Below are 19,656 nucleotides of genomic sequence, written 5' to 3' on the forward strand. Positions count from 1 at the left end.
TGTTGCGTTCTGTCAGTTCTGAGTCGAAATCAGTTGATGCCCTGACTGCGCAGATAGTCTTCATAATTACCGGTGAAGTCGTTGAATTTGCCCGGCGTCATTTCGATCACGCGGGTTGCCAGCGAGCTAACGAATTCACGGTCATGGGAAACGAACACCAGCGTGCCTTCATACATCTCCAGCGCCATGTTGATCGCTTCGATGGATTCCATATCCAGGTGGTTGGTCGGTTCATCCATGATCAGCACGTTTGGTTTTTCCATCATCAGCTTACCAAACAGCATGCGGCCTTTCTCACCACCGGAAAGCACTTTAGCGGGCTTTTTAATGTCGTCCTGGCTGAACAGCAGACGACCCAGGATGCCTCGCACAGCCTGCTCGTCATCGCTTTCCTGCTTCCACTGGCTCATCCAGTCGAACACGTTCAGATCGTTGGCGAAGTCGTGAGCATGATCCTGCGCGTAATAGCCGATACGGGCGTTCTCAGACCATTTCACTTCACCGTTATCCGGCTGCAATTCACCGACCAGCGTTTTCAGCAGCGTGGTTTTACCGATACCGTTCGGGCCCAGGATCGCCAGCTTCTCGCCGACTTCCAGCAGCAGGTTGACGTTCTTGAATAGCGGCCCCTGATCGAATCCCTTGGTCAGTGACTCAAGCTGCAACGCATTACGGAACAGCTTCTTGTCCTGATCAAAACGAATGAACAGGTTCTGACGGCTGGAGGCCTTAACTTCATCCAGTTTGATCTTGTCGATCTGCTTGGCACGGGACGTCGCCTGACGGGACTTCGAGGCGTTGGCGCTGAAGCGGCTGACGAAAGACTGCAGTTCGTTGATCTGCGCTTTCTTCTTGGCGTTCTCAGACAGCAGACGCTCGCGTGACTGCGTTGCCGCGGTCATGTACTCATCATAGTTGCCCGGATAAACGCGCAGCTCGCCGTAATCCAGATCGGCCATATGGGTGCAGACCATGTTCAGGAAGTGACGGTCGTGCGAAATGATGATCATCGTGCTGTTACGTTCGTTCAGCACCTGCTCCAGCCAGCGAATGGTATCGATGTCCAGGTTGTTCGTCGGCTCGTCGAGCAGCAGAATTTCCGGATTGGAGAACAGGGCCTGCGCCAGCAACACACGCAGCTTCCAGCCGGGTGCCACTTCGCTCATCGGGCCGTAATGCTGCTCCAGCGGAATACCCACGCCTAACAGCAGTTCGCCAGCGCGGGCTTCTGCGGTGTAACCGTCCATTTCGCCATATTTGACTTCAAGATCGGCCACTTTATAGCCGTCTTCTTCGGTCATTTCTGGCAACGCATAAATGCGGTCGCGCTCTTCTTTCACTGCCCACAGCTCGCCGTGGCCCATGATCACCGTATCCAGCACGGAAAACTCTTCGAAGGCGAACTGATCCTGGCGCAGCTTACCGATGCGTTCGTTAGGATCGAGCGATACGTTGCCGGCAGAAGGAACCAAATCCCCACCGAGGATTTTCATAAAGGTGGACTTGCCGCTACCGTTGGCACCGATCAGGCCATAGCGGTTGCCGCCGCCAAATTTGACAGAGATGTTTTCGAACAGCGGCTTACTGCCAAACTGCATGGTGACGTTGCTGGAAACTAGCACAGGATTGCCTTTCGTTTGCGATGTGAGTATGTGAACCAGCGCGCATTATGCCAAAAAAAAGGGGCGGCGAATACACCGCCACCCTTTCCACTGTCTTTAGTTCAGTTTAATGGCTTTCAGCTCGCCATGAACACGCCTGTAAACTTCCGCGTTGAGACATGAAGGTCAGTTAATCGGCTTGTCGGCGCTCTCAGCCGGGCCAAATACCGAATAGTCCGGCATCTTCACGTTCTGGTAAAGCTCCCAGCCGCCGCCTAGCGCCTTATACAACGCAACCAGATCCAGGCTGCTCTGCACGCGGGCCTGTGCGGCCTGCTGCTTGGCCTGCGCCAGCTGACGCTGCGCATCCAACGCATCAATAAAGGTGGAAAGCCCCTGTTTATAGCTGTCGCTGGCAAGGTCGAAGGCGTTCTGCATCGCCTCGACGGTTTGATCCAGCCCTTCCACCTGCTGCTGATCGGTACGGTAGCTGACCAGCGCATTCTCCACGTCCTGAAGCGCCGTCAGCACCGTCTGCCGGTAGCCCAGTGCGGCACTGGCCTGATCCGCTCGGGCCAGCTTCACGCTGGAAATCAATCTGCCGCCCTGGAAAATCGGAATCGATACCGACGGCCCGAAGCTGTAGAAATTGCTGCTCCAGTTATCCAGATAGCTGATATCCGAGTTACGCATGCCAAACTGCCCGGTCAGTGACAAATCCGGGAACAGCTGCGCCACCGAGACGCCGATATTGGCGGTGGCGGCGTGCAGCTTCGCTTCCGCCTGGCGCACGTCGGGTCGCCTTCTGGCCAGCGTCGACGGCAAACCGACCGGCACCACTTTCGGCAGCGGCGGCAAAGGCTTACTGGCGATCAGTTCTGCGTCGAGGGCGCCCGGCGGCTTACCGATCAGCACCGCCAGCCCGTTCAGGGCCTGATGGACCTGCGATTCGTATTGCGGGAGCTGGGCTCGCAGCGAATTCAACTGCGCGCGGGCATTTTCCACGTCCATTTGCGGCGCCAGGCCATTACGCTGCTGACTTTGCGTCAGCTCAAACGTCTGCTGAGCGACATCGATCTGCGTTTGCAAGGTCTGGCTGACGGACTGCGCGCCACGCAGCTGCAAATAGGTTCTCGCCACTTCGGCTTCCAGCGACACCAGCGCATCGTTGCGGCTTTCGACCGACTCCTGCTGCTGGGCATCGGCCATTTCGACCTGGCGACGGACTTTGCCCCACAGATCCAGCTCCCAGGAGGCATCAAAACTGCCCTGATACAGCGCCACCGGCTTGGTCAGGCCATTCAACGCCGAGCTGACCTGCGGATCAACATTATCGGCCTGATCGTAAACGCCATTGGATTCGAGCTCGCCCTTCAGGCCCAGCTGTTCGCGTTTGGCCGAGGCGTTAGCATTGACCGAGGGATACCACGCGCCGCGCGCCTGATTCAGCTGCTGACGGGCACCGGCAATACGCAGTACCGCCTGCTGCAGGCTCAGATTGCCGGCAATGGCCCGGTCGATCAGGCTGTCCAGTTGCGGATCGTTAAACGACTTCCACCAGTTGGCATTGGTGGCGCTGGCCTGGGGATTGGAGCCGCTGTCGTTTTTGATGCTGTTAAAGGCCGCAGGCGTTGACGGCTTCGGCGCCTGATAATCAGGCCCGACCGAGCAGGCAGACAGGGCCAGCGTGGCCACCACCGCGCTAAGCCGCGAACGCAAAAAAGGAAGATAAACGTTCATGTCAGTGTGCTCCAGCACTGCCCTCGCTCTTAATCGGCGAAAGTAGTAAACAAAATGGAATGAGGATCAGGGCGACAAGGCTGAGGCCCATAAAGACGTCGACATAGGCCAGAATACGCGCCTGAGCGATCATCTCTTTATACAACTGGCCGGTGGCAATGGTCACCGGATCGCCCACCGCCGTGGTGAAATCCCGGACGCCCTGCGCCCAGCGCTCGACGGTCAGATTGAACGGCTCATTCAGCGGCGACATGTTATGCACCATATTGGCGCTGCGCACCTGCGCGCGTTCGGTGATCATCGCCGTTGACAGCGAAATGCCGATGGAGCCCGCGACGTTTCGACACATGGTAAACAACGCGGAGGCGTCTGCGTTAAGCCGTTGCGGGATGGTGACAAAGGCGATGGTGGTCAGCGGCACAAACAGGAACCCCAGTCCAATCGTCTGCGCACTGCGCATCAACACCAGCGTTTTGAAATCGACATTGGGCGTCAGCGTGGCCGAATAGACAAAGGAGACAAACAGGCAGGTAAAGCCAAAGGCAATAATCCACCGGGTCTGAATAATCGGCATCAGCTTCAGCACCAGCGGGATCGACAGCACGATCAGCACCGCGCCGGGCGACAGCACTAACCCCGACCAGGTGGCGGTGTAGCCTAAATCCTGCTGCGCCAGCTGCGGTATCACCACCGAACTGCCGTACAGAATGGCCGCCATCCCGGCCATCAGCAGGCTGGCGACGGCAAAGTTTTTGTCCTTGAGGACATGCAGGTCCACCACCGGTTTTTTGGCATACAGCAGCCAGTAAACGGCACCGACCAGCCCGATGGCGGTCAGCACGGCAAAGGTAATGATAAAGTTAGAGCTAAACCAGTCATCATCTTCCCCGCGATCGAGCATCACCTGCAAACAGCCGAGGCCCAGCGTAATCAACCCGATACCGATGTAATCGATATTGAGCTTACCTTTCGCCCATTTGCGTTCCCACGGCGGATCTTCCAACAGCTGATAGATCGCCATCACGCTGAAAATCCCCACCGGGATATTGATAAAGAATACCCAGCGCCAGCTGTAGTTATCGGTGATCCAGCCGCCGAGCGTCGGACCCAACACCGGAGCCACAATAATCGCAATCGACGACAGGCCAAACGCTTTGCCGCGATCTTCAGGTTTAAAGTAATCCAGCAGCACCGATTGCTGCACCGGCTGTAAGCCACCGCCGAAGAAGCCCTGCAACACCCTGAACAGGATGATTTGCCACAGTTCGGTAGCAATGCCGCACAGGAAGGAGCAGATGGTGAACATCACGATGCAGATCAGGAAGAACTGCTTGCGGCCAAACATGCGGCTGAGGAAGGCCGAAATCGGCAACACGATGCCGTTGGCCACCAGGTAAGAGGTCAGAACCCAGGTGGATTCATCGTAACTGGAAGAGAGCGATCCGGCCACGTGCGGCAGCGCCACGTTGACGATGGTGGTGTCGAGGATTTCCATAAACACCGCCAGCGTCACCGTCATGGCGACCAGCCAGGGATTGCTGGCCGGCTTCCAGCTTTCGCTGTGACTCATTCCACCGTCACCTTCGGTTCAACCGACAGGCCCAGCGGCAGCGGCTTGTTCGGATCCAGACCTTTATCAATCACGATTTTGACCGGCACGCGCTGCACAATCTTCACGTAGTTGCCGGTGGCATTCTCCGATGGGAAGGTAGAGAAGCGCGAGCCCGACCCCATCTGGATACTGTCGACGTGCCCTTCCAGCTTCATATCCGGCCAGGCATCCACGGTGATATCGACTTTGTCGCCCGGCTTCATGCGTTCCAGCTGCGACTCTTTGAAGTTAGCGGTGATCCACACATCCGGGGACACCAGCGAGAACAGCGCGGTGCCGGCCTGAACCAGCGTCCCCACCTGCACATTACGTTTGGTGACGAAGCCATCATAAGGCGCACGCACTTCGGTATAGGAGAGATTGAGATTGGCGGTATTCAGCTGGGCCTGGGCCTGCTCGACCTGCTGCTGACGCGCCTCAACATTGGTTTCCTGTTGACGGATCTGCAATTTAATCTGCGAAGCGACTTCGACCTGCGCTTTGGCGCTTTCGAGTTCGGCCGCCGCGCTTCTTAACTGCGAGTTGGCGGCATCGATATTACGCTGCGAGGTGGCACGGGGATCGACACCGCGCTGACGCCGGTAATCTTCCTGCGCGTTCATGTAATTGGCCTGCGCTTTCGCCTGCTGTGCCACGGCCTGATCTTTCTGCGCCGGATACTGCACCCTGGAAAGCTCCAGTGACGCCTGCGCCTGGTGAAGCTGTGCGACAGCCAGCCCAAGCTGAGCCTGTGCCTGATCGCGTTGCGCTTTGTTATCACGCGGATCGATTACCACCAGCAAATCGCCTTTTTTCACCCGCTGGTTATCTCTGACCCGCAGCTCAGTGACATACCCGGACGCTTTAGGCGCGATGGTGATCGCATCCGATTCCGTAAAGGCATCGTCTGTGGTTTCTATATTGCGCGTGGTGAACCAGAAGAACAGCGCCACAACGATCGCTATCACCACCACCACCGCCAGAATAATCAGCGGTTTTTTGCCGGGGCGTTTACGTTCGGGTGGCTCGTTATTGTCCTGTTGCGGGTTGTTGTCCTGCTGCTGGTTGTCATCCTGCTGACGCTGGTCGTCATCTGACCCATTATTCGATTGATTAGCCATAATTCTCATCAGTTAGCGAAGCCCATACCGGGCCTGAAGTCACTCAAGCTGTCTTAACAATAGAAGGAAAACTGACAAAATCAAACACAGCTTTACGACACTATACAGGATGAAAATCAGGGCGGGAAAGACCGCCTGACAGCCATAAAAGGGCAACCTGACGCATTTTATGGCCGACCGGCAGGTGTGAACTCAGACTTTCCTCAGTTCAGACCGCATTTAATATCAAAAGCAGTCCCCAGCCTACCGCCATCGCCCAGGCCAGCATCGGCACGGAATAGAGATGGAAATGCCACCAGATGCTGCGGTCTTTTGCCATACGCAGGGCAATCAGATTCGCCAGCGAGCCGGGTAACAGCCCAAAGCCACCGATGTTAACGGCCCAGGCCATCAGCGTGGTGGCAGGCAGGCTGCTCAGCAACAGGATCGTCGCCGGGACATTACTGATCGCCTGAGACAATCCGATGGCCAGAAGATACTGCCCTCCTCCGGACAACTGGGTAATGTGGTGCAGTGAGCTCTGCAGCGCGGGCAAGCGCGTCAGTAAAAACACATCAATAAACATCGCGATAAAGACCGCCAGCAGACTCCAGTCGATATTCAGTAGAATCCGCCGCGCCATCACCATAAATACCGCAAATACCAACGCCAGACCCCAGATCGCCCGATCCAACTCCAGCGCCACGATAAACAGCCCATACAGGATCACACTGGCGATCATCAACGGGCGCTGCCACTGCGGGCTGTCCTGCTCACCCGACAGCTCAATTTTCCTGGCAGAAAAACAGAGTGCGGTTAACAGCAGCAGGCTGGCGACCATCACGGCTGCCAGCGGCAGCATCTGCCAGACAAAACCGGCGAATCCAGCCTCACCGTGGCGCCACATCAGAATGTTCTGCGGATTGCCGATGGGCGTTAATAACGAACCGGCGTTAACGGCCAGCGCTTCGAAGATGATCAGCCTGGCGATGGGTAACGTAGAGTAGCGACGCAGCGACAGCGTCAATGGCACCAGAATAAACAGGGCGACATCGTTGGTCAGAAAAGTCGACAGCAAGGCGGCTGCGGCAATCAGAAACAACGCCAACGTGCGTTGGCGATGGAAGCGTTTGACCAGCCTGCGACCCAGCACATCGAAGTAACCACTCGCTTCGATGCCTTTAGTGAGCATCAGCAGGCCACACAGGGTGATGATGGTCGGCCAGTCAACCGCCCGGGGAAGCTGCTGCAGTGAGAACGGGGCAAAAAAGGCCAGTATCAGGCCCAACAGAACTAACAAATGCAAAAAGCGGTCTTGCAAAAAAGGTCTGAGCAGCGTTGCCATAAGGACTCACTGAGAAGGGATCGGGTTATTGACGGCTTTCGTAAAACTTCTGGAAAATAGCCAGGGTTTCATCACTGACATGATGCTCCAGCCCTTCCGCATCACGGCGTGCGGTGTCGGGACTGATCCCTAAAGCCAGTAAAAAGGTTTCAACAATATAGTGCCGTTTGCGGCTCTCTTCCGCTAACGCCTCACCTTCCGGCGTCAGAAACACGCCACGATAAGGAATTTGCTCAACCAGCCCACCAATAGCCAGTCTTTTCAACATCTTAGCCACGGTCGGTTGTGACACACCCAGGCGGGCAGCCATATCCACCTGACGGGCTTCGCCATACTGGCGGATTAAATCGGAAATCAGCTCAACATAGTCATCAATCAGCTCGCGACGATGGGCTTCACGTACCTGGCGGAAGCCTTCGACATGCTCTTCGATATCTTTTAGTGGCGCGGGCGCTGCACTTTTGGCGCGACGACTCATTCAGCTTCCTCTTTTTCTTCTTGGATACCCAGGTAGCGCATAACGGCAGCGGGTGCCACATTGTAAACTAAGCTCATAGAAGCACAAATATTCGCTTAAAAGCGTCAGTTACTGCAGACAGACAAAAAAAATCCGCCACTGAGGGCGGATTTTTTATAGCACCAGCCAGGCTGGGCTTGAGGGTGACAACTTAGAAGCTGTAACCTACGCCAGCAATCCAGGTGCCAACGTCAACGTTACGGATGCGGCTCTGCTCGTAACCAACGTCCAGGGCAACATCCTGAATGCCTGGGTTGAACTGCATGCCAGCACCGTAGGAGAAACCTACGTCGCTTGAATCAGATTTGTCACGGCTGGTAGTAGAGTTCTGCTGGAATTTACCGTAGCCAATACCTACAACACCATAGATGCTTGCCCAGTCGTTCAGACGGTAAGCAGGACCACCAGTAATACCGTAGTACTGGCCTTTGTTATAGATGCCAGCGTCAGTGTTATCTTTTTCGGTGTAGGTGAAAGAGCCGATCCAACCCAGTGGATCGCTGCCGTTTTCGTAACGATATTTCAGGTTGAAGCCGTTTGCTTTGTTAGCAACGCCCTGGTAGTCGCTCTGAGCGTAGCCGCCAGAAACGGTGCTTTGTGCCATTGCTGAACCAGCTGAAACGGCCAGTACACAAGCCAGTGCGGAAAGACATGCAATTTTTTTCATAACCACCTCAAATGTGAAAATACTTATTCTCCTGACAACGCTGAAAATATAACAAAACTTAGCCAGAAACTCTGCCTAGATTTTGTTGTCCAACACAATGTTTGGTGTAACAGGACGTTAATGATGGTTCGTATGTCATTCTTTTCTCTTATGATTATCGAGTTCCCTTCACCTTGTCATCATAATGTAAAAAAATGTGCACTCGGATTATTCTTACTAAAATCTGACGTTTCTTTACTTAAACGGCCCTGTTTTTGACAGTTTCAGGACTTTTTTATTAGCCTTTAGATCCGTTTTCAGCCCCCTTCCAGTACACTCAACGGAACTTTTTCCCAAAATGATGGACAAATAAGGTCGGTTCACGGATGTCTTCTGCTGATAAAACTCCACTCTGGCTCCCGGTTGTCGTTCTGCTGATTGCCATGACCTCTATTCAGGGCGGCGCGGCGCTGGCGAAAACCCTTTTCCCTGTGGTCGGTGCGCCCGGCATTACCGCCTTGCGACTGGGGCTGGGCACCGTCATCCTCTGCATTATTTTCAAACCCTGGCGTTTACGCTTCAGTCGGCAGCAGTTTTTACCGCTATTCCTGTATGGCCTGGCGCTGGGTGGCATGAACTACACCTTCTATTTAGCGCTGCGCACCGTGCCGTTGGGCATTGCGGTGGCGCTGGAGTTTACCGGTCCGCTGGCGTTAGCACTCGCCGGCTCAAGAAGAGCGCTGGATTTCGTCTGGGTGTTGCTGGCGTTACTTGGGTTGTATTTCCTGCTGCCGATTGGTCAGGACATTTCGAGCGTCGATCCGAAAGGGGCGTTACTGGCGGTGGTGGCCGGCGCCTTTTGGGCCGTGTATATCCTGGCCGGTAAGCGCGCAGGCTCTGAACATGGTCCGGCGACCGTGGCGATGGGTTCGCTGATCGCCTCGGTAATCTATGTGCCGGTTGGCCTGGCGTTTGCCAGCGCCGGGCTGTGGAGCCTGTCGCTGATCCCGGTCGCGTTACTGATTGCGGTGCTGTCCAGCGCACTGCCCTACTCGCTGGAGATGATGGCGTTAACGCGTTTGCCCGCTAAAACCTTCGGCACCTTGATGAGTCTGGAGCCGGCGATGGCTGCGCTGTCAGGCATGCTGTTCCTCGGCGAGATCCTCAATTTCGTTCAGTGGCTCGGCCTGCTGGCGATCATTCTGGCCTCTGCAGGTTCAACGCTAACCATGCGTTCTTCAAAGCAGAAAATAGATCCCGTCAGTGAGATCCGCGAATAAAAATTCAGATTATTCTTGCCCCTGCGGTGGGGTAAGGATTTTAATCATCGTGTAACTCGACGGTTATTAAAAGCGGACCATCGTATTGATTCGACGCGCAGAAATATCCTGCAAGGATTAATCATTAAAAATAACGCGCGAGTTAACCAGAGTTTAATAACCATCTTATACCCTTTATAAATTAGCATCTTATAAAAACAAGCTTGAGTGAGAATATTTATCAGTCGCATTTTATTACCCTGAATTTGTTTATTATCCAACCGTATAGCCGTGAAAGGCCTGCTCTATGCAACTAATAGGCAGTATCTTTCCGGCAGAGTTAAAAACCGCTGCTATACTTAATCTCGTACTTAATTAGGACAACCACAATTAAGAGGATATTAATGATGAGTACCGCTAAACTGGTTAAAGCAAAATCTCCTGATCTGATTTACACCCGCAACAACGTGGCTGACGACGAGAAAAAAGCCACCATCGAGGTGCTTAATCGCATAGTTACGGAATTCATTGATTTGTCCCTGATCACCAAGCAGGCGCACTGGAATATGCGCGGCGCAAACTTTATCGGTGTGCATGAGATGCTCGACGGTTTCCGTACCGCGATTACCGACCATCAGGATACGATTGCAGAACGTGTTGTGCAGTTAGGTGGCGTTGCACTGGGCACCACCCAGATTGTTAACGACAGAACACCGCTGAAAAGTTACCCGCTCAATATCCATAGCGTGCAGGATCATCTTAAAGCGCTGGCAGAACGTTATGCCGTCGTCGCAAATGATACCCGCAAGGCAATCTCTGAAGTAGAAGATGAAGACACAGCCGATATCTTTACCGCGGCATCCCGCGATCTGGATAAATTCCTGTGGTTCATCGAATCCAATATCGAATAATGTCGGTCGCCGCGTTTAGCGCGGCATCATAGAGCGAATACAGAGCAGATGGCGCTTTCCATCTGCTCTTTTGCATCTGGAGGTCAGTATGGCAAGTGGATGGGCACGTGACGATGCCGTTCAGGAACAGATCGATTCCACCATTGATGATGCCGTATCGCGCGCGCGACGGGCTATCCATCACGGTGTCAGCGCGGAATATTGTGAACATTGCGGTGAGCCAATCCCCGAAGCCCGCAGACTGGCCCTGCCCGGCGTGCAATATTGCGTACAGTGTCAGCAGCAGCGCGACAATCAGCAGGCGGCATCGCTGTATAATCGCCGCGGCAGTAAGGACAGCCAGTTGCGCTAGTCCCCATTCTTTTCACAGCTAAACAAGACTTCGTTAACACTTATTCAATTTCCCCCTTCACTATCAGTTGTTTTTATCCCTCAGTTTGTTAAAAGAAACCCTGCACCATAATGGTTACCATGCACCAAAGTGGTGCACCATAATGATGCATCGTGGATTTCCCTGCTTCCCAGTCCGGCTTAAATTGACTCAACGTGCTGTTTTCAATATATTTTGAAAAGTTGGCATAATATTTTCATATGGCTGCTGGCACTCAATCAGGCAAAGACCTTGCCTGACGGCAAAAAGGATAAAAAGATGAAGTCGATTGTTAAGTTTTCCCTGGCTGCGCTGACGTTGGCGTTTGCCGTCTCTTCTACCGCCGCAGAAAAGAAATTGGTTGTCGCCACTGACACCGCCTTCGTTCCTTTCGAATTTAAGCAGGGCAACGAATACGTTGGCTTTGATGTCGATCTGTGGGCCGCTATCGCCAAACAGCTGAACATCGAATACACCCTGAAGCCAATGGACTTCAGCGGCATTATTCCTGCGCTGCAGACCCGTAATATCGATCTGGCGCTGGCCGGTATCACCATTACCCCGGAACGCGAAAAGGCGATTGAATTCTCCGATGGCTACTACAAAAGCGGCCTGCTGGTGATGGTAAAAGCCAACAACGATAAGATCAAAAGCATCGCCGACCTCGACGGTAAAGTGGTGGCAGTGAAGAGCGGCACCGGTTCGGTGGATTACGCCAAAGAGCACATCAAATCCAAAGAACTGCACCAGTTCCCGAACATCGACAACGCCTACATGGAGCTGGGCACCAACCGTGCTGACGCCGTGCTGCACGACACGCCAAACATCCTGTACTTCATTAACACGGCTGGCAAAGGCCAGTTCAAAGCGGTAGGCGAGTCGATCTCCGCTCAGCAGTACGGCATCGCCTTCCCGAAAGGCAGCGACGAGCTGCGTGAAAAAGTGAATGGCGCACTGAAAGTTCTGCGCGAGAACGGTACCTACAACACGCTGTATAAAAAATGGTTCGGCACCGAGCCTAAATAATTTCATTTTTTCGCCGTCTTTAACGCAGGCTCAGGCCTGCGTTTTTTCACCACCACCAGAATATGTTTTTTGATCCGGAGAAATAAAGCATGCAGTTTGACTGGAGCGCTATCTGGCCCTCGATTCCGGCCCTGCTTGAAGGCGCCCGACTGACGCTGTGGATTTCGGTCCTCGGTTTGATCGGCGGTCTGATAATTGGCCTGGTAGCCGGCTTTGCCCGTGCTTATGGCGGCTGGATATCCCGCAATATCGCACTGGTATTTATTGAACTGATCCGCGGTACGCCAATTGTCGTGCAGGTGATGTTTATCTATTTTGCCCTGCCAATGGCCTTTACCGACCTGCGCATTGACCCGCTCAGTGCAGCCGTGGTCACCATCATGATCAACTCCGGTGCCTATATCGCTGAAATTACGCGCGGTGCGGTGCTCTCTATCCATAACGGTTTCCGTGAAGCGGGTCTGGCGCTGGGCCTGTCCCGCCGCGAAACGCTGCGCTACGTGATTATGCCGTTAGCGCTGCGTCGTATGTTGCCGCCGCTGGGTAACCAGTGGATTGTCAGTATCAAAGACACCTCGCTGTTTATCGTGATTGGCGTGGCGGAACTGACCCGTCAGGGACAGGAAATTATTGCCGGAAACTTCCGTGCGCTGGAAATCTGGAGCGCCGTGGCCGTTATCTATCTGTTTATCACCCTGATGCTGAGCTTCATTCTGCGTCGCATTGAGAAAAGGATGAAAATCCTGTGATTGAATTTAAAAACGTCTCCAAGCATTTTGGTGAAACCCAGGTGCTGCACAACATCGACCTGACCATTCAGCAGGGCGAAGTGGTGGTGATTATCGGCCCGTCCGGATCCGGTAAATCCACTCTGCTGCGCTGTATCAACAAGCTGGAAGAGATCACCAGCGGCGAGCTGATTGTCGATGGTCTGAAGGTCAACGACCCGAAAGTCGACGAGCGCCTGATCCGCCAGGAAGCCGGCATGGTGTTCCAGCAGTTCCACCTGTTCCCGCAGATGAACGCGCTGGATAACGTGGCCTTTGGCCCCATCCGCGTGCGCGGCACAAAAAAAGCCGAAGCGCACCGTCTGGCGAAAGAGCTGCTGGGTAAAGTTGGCCTGGCCGAACGTGCCCATCACTTCCCGTCTGAGTTGTCCGGTGGCCAGCAGCAGCGCGTGGCGATTGCCCGTGCGCTGGCGGTGAAACCAAAAATGATGCTGTTTGATGAGCCGACCTCCGCGCTGGACCCGGAATTGCGTCATGAAGTGTTGAAAGTGATGCAGGACCTGGCGGAAGAAGGCATGACCATGGTGATCGTCACGCACGAAGTGGGCTTTGCCAAGAAGGTCGCCTCGCGTCTGATCTTTATTGATAAAGGCCGTATTGCGGAAGATGGCAACCCGGATGAGTTGATCGACAACCCGCCGAGTGCCCGACTGCGCGAGTTCCTGCAGCACGTTTCCTGATACCCCAGGGCGAACCCCGGTTCGCCCTGCTTTTCACCCGCCTTATCTTAACGTGCCCTCTTTACCTTTTGCTGACGCTTGGCCGACTATACTTTCTGGCTGATGCTTTCTCGCGCCGCAATTGGAGAACACGATGTGGGTACCCTCTCCACCCTGGCGCTATGCCTTCAGGTGGTTATTTTTTGCCGTAACACTGTTTACCGCACCGGCGCAGGCCGTGTCGCTTCCCGCCGCTGCCGTGGCGGCTTCGCAAACCCAGCAAAACAGCGCGACCAGCCAGCAGGATCAACCTGACCCAGCCGAGCAAAAGGCCGCCTATGCCGCGTTAGCCAACATCCTGCAGAACGATCGGTCGCGTCAGGCGCTGATTGACCAGCTCAGAAGCGCTTCAGAGACGCCTGCCAGCGCGCCGGAACCGGTACTGACACCACCTGCAGTGGATGATGATAAAACCGTGCTGGAGAGCGTTACCGACGTCAGCCGCCACTTTGGCGGGGAGTTCCTGACCCGGGTCGAAACGCTGCAACGCAACATTGCCGAGGCCCCGCACAAACCCTTTAATCAGCACACCTTCTTCACCGCCCTGAGCCACTTTTCGATGCTGGCCGTGGCGCTGTTCGCCTTTTACTGGCTGATCGGTTGGGCAATGACGCCGGTTTATCGCCGTATGGGGCAATGGGGACGGGTGAAAAACAGCGACCGCACCAACTGGCTGCATCTGCCCGGCATGATCCTTGGCGCGTTTATTATCGATCTGCTGTTGTTGGGTATCGCGCTGTTTGTCGGGCAAATCCTCAGTGACGCGCTGAATGCCGGCAACCGCACCATCGCCTATCAGCAAGGGTTATTCCTCAATGCCTTTGCGCTGATTGAATTCTTTAAGGCGATCCTGCGGCTGATGTTCTGTCCACGCTATCCTCAGCTGCGTTTCTTCCATCTGGCTGACGACCGCGCCGCGTACTGGAACACGCGCCTGAGCTGGCTGAGCGGACTGATTGGCTATGGTTTGCTGGTGGTGGTGCCAATTGTCTCCAATCAGGTCAATGTCCAGGTGGCCGCGCTGGTTAACGTGATTGTGATGGGGCTGATTACCGTCTGGGCGTTGTATCTGATTTTCCATAACCGTCGCAATATTCAGCGCGAATTGGTGAATCTTGCCGACCGTTCCCTGTCGTTCTTCTCGCTGTTTATCCGCGCGTTTGCGCTGGTCTGGCACTGGCTGGCCAGCGCCTATTTTATCGCCCTGTTCCTGTTTTCGATGTTCAATCCCGGCGACAGCCTGAAATTTATGATGTCCGCAACGGTCCGTTCGTTGGCGATCATCGGCATTGGCGCACTGGTTTCGGGCATCCTGACCCGCTGGATTTCCAAAACCATCATTCTGTCGCCTGACTTACGCCGCAACTATCCCGAATTGCAGCAGCGGGTGAACGGCTGGATTTCGGTGATGTTAAAGCTGGCACGCACGCTGACGGTATTCGCAGTGAGTTTGTTGTTGCTGAACGCGTGGAATCTGTTCGATCTCTGGCACTGGCTAACGGTCGGCGCGGGCGTGAAGTTGGTGGATGTGATTATCCGCATCGTGATGATCCTGTTCTTCTCCGCCGTCGGCTGGACGCTGCTGGCGAGTCTGATTGAGAGCCGTCTGGCGTCCGATTCTCACGGTCGCCCAATGCCCAGCGCCCGAACCCGCACGCTGCTGACCCTGTTTCGCAATGCGCTGGCGGTGGTGATTAGCACCATTACCATCATGATCCTGTTGTCGGAAATTGGTGTGAACATTGCGCCGTTATTGGCGGGTGCCGGTGCGTTAGGTCTGGCGGTCTCCTTTGGGTCGCAGACGCTGGTGAAAGATATTATCACCGGGATTTTCATCCAGTTTGAGAACGGCATGAATACCGGGGATTTGGTGACTATCGGCGCGATCACCGGCACCGTAGAGCGGATGTCGATTCGGTCGGTCGGCGTGCGGCAGGATACCGGCGCGTATCACATCATTCCCTGGTCTTCGATCACCACCTTCGCCAACTTTGTGCGTGGCATTGGCTCGTTCGTGGCCAATTACGATGTCGAGCGACGTGAGGACAGCGAGCGGGTGAACAGCACGTTACGGGCGGCCGTTGAGGAGTTGATGCAGGATACGGATATTCGTGGGATGGTGATTGGCGAGCCGTCCTTTGCCGGGCTGGTCGGGCTGACCAATCAGGGCTTTACGGTGCGGGTGTCCTTCACCACGCAGCCGCTGAAGCAATGGACGGTTCGCTTCGCGCTGGACAACATGGTGAAGAAACATTTTGATGCGGCCGGTATCAGAGCGCCGCATCAGACCGTGCAGGTGATGCAGACCGGTAGCGAGATTGACGGTGCCGCCAGCTTCCAGTCGTTACCTGCGCCGGATTAAACGCGGCCCATTTGACGTTCACGCGCCGGTTTTTCCATAAAGGTCCAGGCGATGATGCGGCTCTGTTTTTGCCCCTGCGCCATCTCGATGGTGCGGTAGGCAACGACTTCGTGCTCTTCCAGTACCCGCCAGATGTCCGGCAGGTTCTCTTTGCGGGATACCAGAGACGTGAACCAGACGCACTGGCGGGAGAAGTTAACGCTTTCGGCGATCATCCGGCTGATAAAGCCTTTTTCGCCGCCTTCACACCAGAGTTCATCCTGTTGGCCGCCGAAGTTGAGCGGAGAGTTTTTTGCCAGGCCAAGGTTACGCACTTTACGCTGGGTGCCCTGTTGGGCATCGCCGGCAGAGGCGTGGAACGGCGGATTACACATCACCGCGTGGAAGAATTCGTTTTTGTGGATGATGCCGCTGAACATCAGGCTGCTGTCTTTCTGACGACGCAGGCGAACGCCGCGGTTGAGGTCCGGGTTAGCGGCAATAATGGCGTTTGCGGCCTTCATCGCTTCTTCATTAACTTCGCTGCCGGTGAAGCGCCAGCCGTATTCGCGGAAACCGATCAGCGGATAGATGCAGTTTGCGCCACAGCCGATATCCAGTACGGTGATGTCGCGCGGCACAGAACGCTTATTATCTTCCGCCAAAAGGTCGGCAAGATGGTGAACATAGTCAGCGCGGCCCGGCACCGGTGGGCAAAGGAAGCCTTCCGGGATGGTCCAGTTCGCGATCTGATAAAAGTGCTGCAGGAGCGCCTGATTCAGGGTACGCACCGCCGCCGGATCGGCAAAATTCACCGATTCATCACCGTGTTGGTTAACGGCCACAAAGTCTGCCAGCGGAGGAAAGCTGGCGATCAGCGCGGGGAAGTCATAACGCGCGCGGTGACGGTTACGGGGATGAAGCTGAGTTTTTTCGGCGGTGTATTTCATGAGCGGCTCTCTTGTCTGAAGCCGCGTAAGATACCTGCTAAGGTAAAGATCGTAAACACTTCCCGACTTTTTTCCGCGAACAGTTGTTCTACACTGTGCGATTCCCGTAAAGATAAAGGTGTCCTGATGTCCCAATCCCGTTACTCGTATCAACCCCGTCTTGGTCATGGTTTACCGCACGATCCTTTAAACGCCATTATCGGACCGCGGCCGATAGGGTGGATCAGTTCACAGAGTGCCAGCGGCGATCGCAATCTGGCGCCATACAGTTTCTTTAACTGTTTCAACTATAAGCCGCCGATCATTGGCTTTTCGAGTCAGGGTTGGAAAGACAGCGTGGCCAATATTGTTGAAACCGGTGAGTTTGTCTGGAATCTGGCAACGCGGGAGTTAGCGGAAGCGATGAACGAGAGTTCTGCCTCGGTTGAACGAGATGAGGATGAGTTCGAGCTGGCCGGGTTAACCGCCTTGCCAGGCACGCAGGTGGCGGTGAGCATGGTCGCCGAAAGTCCGGTCAATTTTGAGTGCAAATTGACGCAGGTGTTGCAGTTGGAAGGGGTCAACGGCGAGAAGTTGGAGCAGTGGATGGTGTTTGGCGAAGTGGTCGCGATCCACATTGATCCGAGGTTGTTGGAAGACGGCATTTACCAGACGGCGAAGGCCAATCCGATTCTCAGGGCGGGGGGGCCGAGCGCCTATTACGGCATCAGCGAGGAGTTGCGTTTCGATCTGATTCGGCCGGATGCGCGCAAGCAGGGATAAGGTTGGGGTAAGGTTGGGGTAAGGTTGGGGTAAGGTCAAAACCAGCCCGGGTGGTACGGCGTCAGCACAGTGCGCCTTAGCCGAGACGCCGTAAACCCATCCCTGGGGGCTTGGCTGCCGCTTCCCTGCGGCAGACACTCGGCTAAGGCGCACTGTGCCGCCACCCCACTATCATTTGTGTCGTTGATTGGTTTGGTGGACACACAGGTCAAAGTCGGGCGCGCGGAAAGGTTTTGACCTGTGCGTCCCCAATCGACCATTCAATACTGAAGCTCATGGGAAGGGAGAGAGGGGTGATAAGCAAAGCATCGGCGACAGGGATGTCGCCGCTGAGCCCCCAGGGATGGGTCTACGGCGTCTTTGCGTTCACCCCTCTCTCCCTAACCTGACCACCCAAATACCCAGACGACCTTCGCGCTCCCAGCGACTCACTCTCCCTGAGCAAACCACCCAAATACCCAGACGACCTTTGTTATCACACCCCCGATTACACCGTAATATGCTGGGTGCGGATCAGCTGCGCGGCTTTCTCTATCTCGGGCGCCAGCCAGCGGTCTTCCCGCCAGGTCGCGACAGACTGTCTCAGCAATCGCCAGGCACGCTGCGTGCCCTCACCCGCGTGTTCAGCGTTATGGAAGTCCAGGGCCTGGGCGGCAAGCAGGTACTCTATAGCCAAAATCTGTACGGTGTTGTCGGTCAGTTTCAGCAGCTTTAATGCAGCGCTGGTGCCCATGCTCAGGTGGTCTTCCTGCAGGCCGGAGGTGACGTAGTTATCCAGTACCGCGGGCTGTGCCAGTTGCCGGTTCTCGCCGCACAGTGAGGCGGCAACGTATTGCGCAATCATCATGCCGGAGTTGACGCCCGGTTGAGCCACCAGGAAGGCGGGCAGGCCGCTGACCAGCGGATTGATCAGGCGATCGAGGCGGCGCTCCGCCACGCTGCCGGCTTCGGCCACCGCAATGGCCAGCGCATCGGCGGCCAGTGCCACGGACTGACCGTGCGGATTGGCCTGCGATACCACGCGCCACTGCTCAGCCGTTCCCAGCACCAGCGGGTTGTCAGTGGCGGCATTCAGCTCTGTTTCAATCTGCCGGGCCGCGTAATCAAACTGATCGCGGCTGGCACCGTGGATTTGCGGCATCGATCGCAGGCTAAGAGCATCCTGGGTGCGGATGCCTTTGCTCTCGGCGATAATCTGGCTGCCCGCCAGCAGGCCACGCAGCCGTTCCCCCACCATCTGCACGTTGGCGCTGCCTTTAAGTGCCAGGATCTCGGCATCGAAGGCGTCGAGCTGGCCGCGCAAGGCTTCAAAACTCATCGCGCCGGTGACGTCTGCCCAGGCAAATAAGCGGCTTGCTTCTTCCAGTGCCAGGCAGGAGAGTCCCGTCATACAGGGCGTGCCGTTCACCAGGCTCAGGCCATCTTTCGCGCCTAACCGGCATAGCGGCAAATCTTCGGCCGCCAGCGCTTCCGTTGCCGGCACAATTTGCCCGCGGTAACTGACGTGGCCGACGCCAATCAGCGCCAGTCCGACATGAGCCATATGCGTCAGGTAGCCGACCGATCCCTGCGTCGGCACCTGTGGGGTGATACCGCGATTCAGTAACGACAGCAGCCCCTGCACAATTTCTGGCGAAACGCCGGATTTACCGTGGCTGTAGTTGCCAATGGCGGCGCAGATAATCGCCCTGACCTGCACATCCGGCAGTTTAGGCCCGACGCCGCAGGCATGGCTAAGTAGCGTATTGCGTGACAGCTGGCTGAGCTGATCTTCTTCCAGAGTGATATTGCACAGCGCGCCCAACCCGGTGTTGATGCCATAGGCGATCTGCTTATCGCTGACGATGCGGCTGACAATGTCGCGCGCGGCATAGATGCGCTGCCAGGCGGCGGCACTCAGTTGCAGGCTGGCGGAGGATTTCGCCACCTGCACCACGTCCTGCCAGTTCAGGCGCGTATCGCCCCAGCTGACCTGCTCTGTTGTGCTCAT

The 19,656-nt window shown here is 55.5% G+C and carries 17 protein-coding genes; 8 read left to right on the forward strand and 9 right to left on the reverse strand.

What is annotated here, in order from left to right:
* Positions 1 to 29 precede the first annotated feature (29 nt).
* The 7 genes from AC1UKS_RS14525 to ompX all read right to left on the reverse strand — a co-directional run bounded on the left by AC1UKS_RS14525 (position 30) and on the right by ompX (position 8,561).
* Positions 30 to 1,622 (reverse strand): ABC-F family ATPase, encoded by a 1,593-nt coding sequence (locus tag AC1UKS_RS14525; RefSeq protein ID WP_482434202.1) that lies wholly within the window; start codon positions 1,620 to 1,622, stop codon positions 30 to 32.
* 165 nt (positions 1,623 to 1,787) lie between these two features.
* Positions 1,788 to 3,341 (reverse strand): efflux transporter outer membrane subunit, encoded by a 1,554-nt coding sequence (locus AC1UKS_RS14530; RefSeq protein WP_134823790.1) that lies wholly within the window; start codon positions 3,339 to 3,341, stop codon positions 1,788 to 1,790.
* 1 nt (position 3,342) lies between these two features.
* Entirely contained in the window at positions 3,343 to 4,911 is a 1,569-nt protein-coding gene (locus AC1UKS_RS14535) for a DHA2 family efflux MFS transporter permease subunit (protein ID WP_482434203.1), read from the reverse strand.
* Positions 4,908 to 6,062 (reverse strand): HlyD family secretion protein, encoded by a 1,155-nt coding sequence (locus AC1UKS_RS14540; protein ID WP_482434204.1) that lies wholly within the window; start codon positions 6,060 to 6,062, stop codon positions 4,908 to 4,910. The genes AC1UKS_RS14535 and AC1UKS_RS14540 overlap by 4 nt, the downstream gene beginning before the upstream one ends.
* Before the next feature lie 199 nt (positions 6,063 to 6,261).
* Positions 6,262 to 7,377 carry an SLC13 family permease gene (locus AC1UKS_RS14545; protein ID WP_482434205.1) on the reverse strand — a complete coding sequence of 372 codons (1,116 nt, stop codon included), beginning with the start codon at positions 7,375 to 7,377 and terminating at the stop codon, positions 6,262 to 6,264.
* A 25-nt stretch (positions 7,378 to 7,402) separates the two neighbouring features.
* Positions 7,403 to 7,855: a manganese-binding transcriptional regulator MntR gene (gene mntR, locus AC1UKS_RS14550; protein WP_013201461.1), complete on the reverse strand. Its 453-nt coding sequence runs from the start codon at positions 7,853 to 7,855 to the stop codon at positions 7,403 to 7,405.
* 190 nt (positions 7,856 to 8,045) lie between these two features.
* Positions 8,046 to 8,561 (reverse strand): outer membrane protein OmpX, encoded by a 516-nt coding sequence (ompX, locus tag AC1UKS_RS14555; protein WP_013201460.1) that lies wholly within the window; start codon positions 8,559 to 8,561, stop codon positions 8,046 to 8,048.
* Between the two features lie 365 nt (positions 8,562 to 8,926).
* Here ompX and rhtA point away from each other — a divergent pair, with 365 nt between their 5' ends.
* From rhtA to ybiO, 7 genes are all read left to right on the forward strand, one after another.
* A complete protein-coding gene (rhtA, locus tag AC1UKS_RS14560) occupies positions 8,927 to 9,820 on the forward strand; it encodes a threonine/homoserine exporter RhtA (protein ID WP_482434206.1) in 894 nt (297 codons plus the stop codon).
* Between the two features lie 386 nt (positions 9,821 to 10,206).
* A complete protein-coding gene (gene dps, locus AC1UKS_RS14565) occupies positions 10,207 to 10,710 on the forward strand; it encodes a DNA starvation/stationary phase protection protein Dps (RefSeq protein WP_013201458.1) in 504 nt (167 codons plus the stop codon).
* Positions 10,711 to 10,798: 88 nt separating this feature from the next.
* The gene (locus AC1UKS_RS14570; RefSeq protein ID WP_013201457.1) at positions 10,799 to 11,062 is read left to right on the forward strand and encodes a DksA/TraR family C4-type zinc finger protein; all 264 of its coding nucleotides are present in this window, start codon (positions 10,799 to 10,801) and stop codon (positions 11,060 to 11,062) included.
* Between the two features lie 297 nt (positions 11,063 to 11,359).
* Positions 11,360 to 12,106: a glutamine ABC transporter substrate-binding protein GlnH gene (gene glnH, locus AC1UKS_RS14575; protein WP_265911873.1), complete on the forward strand. Its 747-nt coding sequence runs from the start codon at positions 11,360 to 11,362 to the stop codon at positions 12,104 to 12,106.
* Positions 12,107 to 12,195: 89 nt separating this feature from the next.
* Positions 12,196 to 12,855: a glutamine ABC transporter permease GlnP gene (gene glnP / locus AC1UKS_RS14580; RefSeq protein ID WP_206402762.1), complete on the forward strand. Its 660-nt coding sequence runs from the start codon at positions 12,196 to 12,198 to the stop codon at positions 12,853 to 12,855.
* On the forward strand, positions 12,852 to 13,574 hold the full coding sequence (glnQ, locus tag AC1UKS_RS14585; RefSeq protein WP_013201454.1) for a glutamine ABC transporter ATP-binding protein GlnQ: 723 nt from the start codon (positions 12,852 to 12,854) through the stop codon (positions 13,572 to 13,574). The genes glnP and glnQ overlap by 4 nt, the downstream gene beginning before the upstream one ends.
* A 133-nt stretch (positions 13,575 to 13,707) precedes the next feature.
* Positions 13,708 to 15,975, forward strand: a complete 2,268-nt coding sequence (ybiO, locus tag AC1UKS_RS14590) for a mechanosensitive channel protein (RefSeq protein WP_482434208.1) — start codon at positions 13,708 to 13,710, stop codon at positions 15,973 to 15,975.
* Here ybiO and rlmF read toward each other — a convergent pair.
* Positions 15,972 to 16,904 (reverse strand): 23S rRNA (adenine(1618)-N(6))-methyltransferase RlmF, encoded by a 933-nt coding sequence (rlmF, locus tag AC1UKS_RS14595; protein ID WP_482434210.1) that lies wholly within the window; start codon positions 16,902 to 16,904, stop codon positions 15,972 to 15,974. The genes ybiO and rlmF overlap by 4 nt on opposite strands.
* A 126-nt stretch (positions 16,905 to 17,030) precedes the next feature.
* Here rlmF and AC1UKS_RS14600 point away from each other — a divergent pair, with 126 nt between their 5' ends.
* Positions 17,031 to 17,666, forward strand: coding sequence for a flavin reductase family protein (locus tag AC1UKS_RS14600; RefSeq protein WP_482434212.1), 636 nt, complete (start codon positions 17,031 to 17,033; stop codon positions 17,664 to 17,666).
* A 487-nt stretch (positions 17,667 to 18,153) separates the two neighbouring features.
* On the opposite strand, the gene AC1UKS_RS14605 is transcribed toward AC1UKS_RS14600, so the two are convergent.
* Entirely contained in the window at positions 18,154 to 19,656 is a 1,503-nt protein-coding gene (locus tag AC1UKS_RS14605) for an HAL/PAL/TAL family ammonia-lyase (RefSeq protein ID WP_482434214.1), read from the reverse strand.

This window comes from Erwinia sp. AK-PDG3-5 (genome assembly GCF_056821705.1).